The sequence below is a fragment of the Rhizobacter sp. P1_G5 genome (genome assembly GCF_056405435.1).
The window spans coordinates 1-3,817 of record NZ_JBFUCB010000587.1; the positions used below are offsets into that span (position 1 = coordinate 1).

The following is a 3,817-nucleotide window of genomic DNA, read 5'->3' on the forward strand; positions in this document are numbered from 1 at the left end:
GCGCCGGGAAGTGAGTCCGCGCGCCGCACGGCGCCGGCCGCCAGCCCGGCGGCGCCGCGCCAGGTCGGCCGCTACCAGATCACCGAGCGCATCGGCCGCGGCGGCATGGCGAGCGTCTACCGCGCGCACGACCCCGGCATCGACCGCACCATCGCGATCAAGTTCCTGCACGCCGCCTACTGCGAGGAAGAGGAATACCGCGCCCRCTTCCTGCGCGAAGCGCGTGCCGCGGGCATGTTGTCGCACCCGAACATCGTCACCGTGCACGACGTGGGCGAGATCGAGGGCCGGCCGTACATGGCGATGGAGCTGATCGAGGGCGAGCCGATGAACGAGCTGATGTCTCGCCTCGGCCCGATGCCGATCCGCGACACGCTGGTGATCGGCCTGCAGCTGGCCAAGGCGCTCGACTATGCGCACGGCAAGGGCATCGTGCACCGCGACATCAAGCCGTCGAACATCATGGTGCTGAAGGGCAGCAGCACCGTCAAGGTCACCGACTTCGGCATCGCGCACGTGGCCACGGGGGCGTCGTCGACGCACCAGACGCGTGTCGGCGACGTGCTCGGAACGCCCCAGTACATGTCGCCCGAGCAGACCAAGGGCTCGAAGGTCGACGGCCGCTCCGACCTGTTCTCGGTCGGCATCATCCTGTACCAGATGCTGAGCGGCGCAGCGCCGTTCCAGGGCGACAGCATCGTGGCGCTGGCGATGAAGATCGCCACCGAGGAGCCGACGCCGATCGAGAAGCTGCGCACCGACCTGCCGCAGGGCGTGCGCCGCATCGTCGAGCGCTGCCTGGCCAAGCAGCCGGAGCGCCGCTTCCAGACCGGCCAGGAACTGGCCGCCGCGATCAGCCAGGCGATGCGCGACATCGAGGATGAAGCGCGCGAGAAGGAGAAGCCCCGCATCCTGCCGCTGCGCCTGAAGTGGGCGCTGATGATGGGTGCCATCGTGTTCGCGGTGATGGCCGTGACCGGCACGGTCGTCAACCGGCAGCAGACGGCCGCGATGATGGGCCAGGTGACCGACTACGGCGCGTCGCTGAGCCGCTTCATCGCGGCGCAGAACGCGGTGTCGGCGCTGGCCGACGAATGGGTGGCGGTCGAGGTGTCGGTGGGCGAGGTCATGAAGACGCGCGATTTCACGAGCGTCAGCGTGGTCGACCGGGCCGGCGTGGTGCGTGCGTCGAGCGATGCGGCGAGCGTGGGCCAGCCGTACAAGGCGCGCAGCGGCGAGCTGCTGGGCACGCGTGCCGGCGGCGTCAGCGTGACGCGCGTGCTCGACGACAACGACAATGTGCTGGTGTTCGAGGCGCCGATGACCTTCCAGGGCAAGGCGGTCGGCCGGGTGGCGCTGGGCGTGCCGGAGAAGCCGTTGGCGCAGGTGGCGCGGCTGAGCCTGACGCTGATGATCGTGCTGGTGATCGTCACGGTGCTGGCGGTGGCGGTGGCGATGTACTTCGTCGCGAACTGGTTTGCGCGGCCGATCAAGCTGGTGGGCGACTCGATGCGCGAGATTGCGCAGGGCCGCTTCGAGCACCGCATCCGCGAGGAGCGCACCGACGAGTTCGGCCAGTTGTACAAGGGTTTCGACGCGATGGCRCAGGCCCTGCAGGAGCGCTACGTGCCGACGCAGGACACCGCGGCCGAGACGCAGCGCGTGGCCGCCAGCTTTGCCAGCACGATGGCGCCGCTGCGGCGGCCGGGCGCCGCGGATCCGAAGAAGCCTTCTTGAGGGAGCAGTMGATGCAAGCACTTCAGCGCCGCGCGCTGACCCTGGCGGCGGGCGTCGCCTGCCTGCTGGCGCTGGCGGGTTGCCAGACGCCGCCGCGCAGCGGGGGCGAGACGGCCACCGCCGTGCCGGGCCTGGCCGCCCGCGACGGCGTGCTGGGCCGCAGTGACCGGCTGCTGGTCTACGTGCCGCAGGGCGACGACAACTACGCGTCGATCGCGCAGCGCTTTCTGGGCAGCGCGTCGCGCGACTGGGAGGTGGCCGAGGCCAACCCCGGCACGCCGCAGGCGCGCAGCGGCCAGCCGGTGATCGTGCCGCTGAAGCCGTTGAACCCGATGGGCGTGCGCAGCGGCCAGTACCAGACGATCCCGATCCTGTGCTACCACCGCGTGGGGCAGGGCAGCGGCAAGATGACGGTGTCGTCGTCGAGCTTCGAGCAGCAGCTCGACTGGCTGGCGGCGAACAACTTCAAGGTGATCCGCCTGAAGGACCTGATCGGCTTTCTCGAGGGCCGGCAGCCGCTGCCGCAGCGCTCGGTGGTGCTGACCTTCGACGACGGCTATGCGTCGTACTACCGCTATGCCTACCCGCTGCTGAAGAAGCACGGCTTCCCGGCCACGGTGTTCCTGTACACCGATTTCGTCGGTGCCGGCGACGCGCTCACCTGGCCGCAGATGCAGGAGATGACGGCCTCGGGCCTGGTCGACATCCAGTCGCACTCGAAGACCCATTCCAACCTGATCGAGCGGGCCGCTGGTGAAAACGATGCCGCCTATGCGAAGCGGATGGAGGCCGAGGCGAAGGTGCCGCGCGACGTGATCGAGAAGCGGTTGTCGAACGAGGTGCTGACGTATGCCTACCCGTTCGGCGATGTCAACGAGGTGGTGCTGGAGGCGCTGGCGCGCAACCGCTACCGGTTGGCCGGCACGGTGACGCCGGGTGGCAACCCGGCCTGGGCGCAGCCGCTGATGTTGCGCCGGACCATGATCTACGGCAGCCACGACCTGGAGGCCTTCAAGTCCAAGTTGCAGACCCTGYGCAGCTTCACGCCCTCGTCATGACGCACTCATTCGCGGTTCGCTTCTCTGCGGTCAGATTCATCACGCTGGCGGCCGTCACGCTGCTGCTGGCCGCCTGTGCCGGCGTGCCGACCGGCAACCCGACCGGCACGACCGGCGCGGGGGCCAATTCGCGCAACGACCCGGTGTCCGAGTTCGAGGCGCGCCAGAGCGAGCTGGCGGTGTCCGCGGAGCGGCAGGGCAAGTGGAGCGAGGCGGTGCAGGCCTGGGAAGTGCTCGCGACGCTGCGGCCTGCGCAGTACCGAGAGCGCCTGGCCGAGGCGCGGCACCKGGCCGATGTGCTGGCGACCGAGCGGCTGCAGCGCGCGCGGGCCGAGCTGAAGAAGGGCGATCTCGATGCGGCGGAGCAGTCGTACCTGGGCGTGCTGGCCTTGCAGCCGGAGCAGGCCGAGGCCGCGGACGGGTTGCGTGGCATCGAGCGCGCGCGCAACAAGCGCGATTACCTGGGGCAGCCGTCGCGGCTGACGCTGACGCGCAAGCCGGGCGCGCGGATCGCACCGAGCGAGCAGTCGATCGAGCTGGAGCACGCGGCGATGCTGGCGGGGCAGGGCGAGTTCGACGAAGCGATCGGCATGCTGCAGAAGCGGGCTGATGCATCGCCGCGGGATGCCGCGGTGCGTCGGGCGCTGGCGGACACACTGCTGAAGAAGGCGCAGGCTCTGCAAGCCAGCGATCCGAAGGCGGCGCGTGATGCCCTTCAGCGTTGCCTGAAGCTGGAGCCGAAGAATGCTGCTGCCTTGGCACTGCTGAAGAAATTGCCTGCAGGCTGAGGGCCTTTCTCGTTTTCGTGCGGTTGAGTTGAGCGGAAAGGCGCGGGTGGGGAGGCTGTGGCGCGCCGTCGGGTGCGGTCACCGCCCCTGGCGGGGCGCTGACTCCCCTGCGCTGACTGGTTTCATGGCCCGTCGCCCAAACTCCCGCCACTCACTTCGTTCGTTGTGGTCAAACAGTGGGCGACAGTCAGTTCACGAAGCGTGCTGCGCACGCGGGCTATGAAACCAGCCAGC

The 3,817-nt window shown here is 69.3% G+C and carries 3 protein-coding genes; all 3 read left to right on the forward strand.

The window, feature by feature from the left end; translation table 11 throughout:
* On the forward strand, positions 1-1,737 hold a 1,737-nt coding region (locus tag AC1D12_RS27480; protein WP_477844214.1), incomplete at its 5' end, for a protein kinase domain-containing protein.
* An 11-nt stretch (positions 1,738-1,748) separates the two neighbouring features.
* A complete protein-coding gene (locus AC1D12_RS27485) occupies positions 1,749-2,795 on the forward strand; it encodes a polysaccharide deacetylase family protein (RefSeq protein WP_477844216.1) in 1,047 nt (348 codons plus the stop codon).
* Positions 2,792-3,583 carry a tetratricopeptide repeat protein gene (locus tag AC1D12_RS27490; RefSeq protein ID WP_477844218.1) on the forward strand — a complete coding sequence of 264 codons (792 nt, stop codon included), beginning with the start codon at positions 2,792-2,794 and terminating at the stop codon, positions 3,581-3,583. Before AC1D12_RS27485 ends, AC1D12_RS27490 begins: the two co-directional genes overlap by 4 nt.
* Positions 3,584-3,817 lie beyond the last annotated feature (234 nt).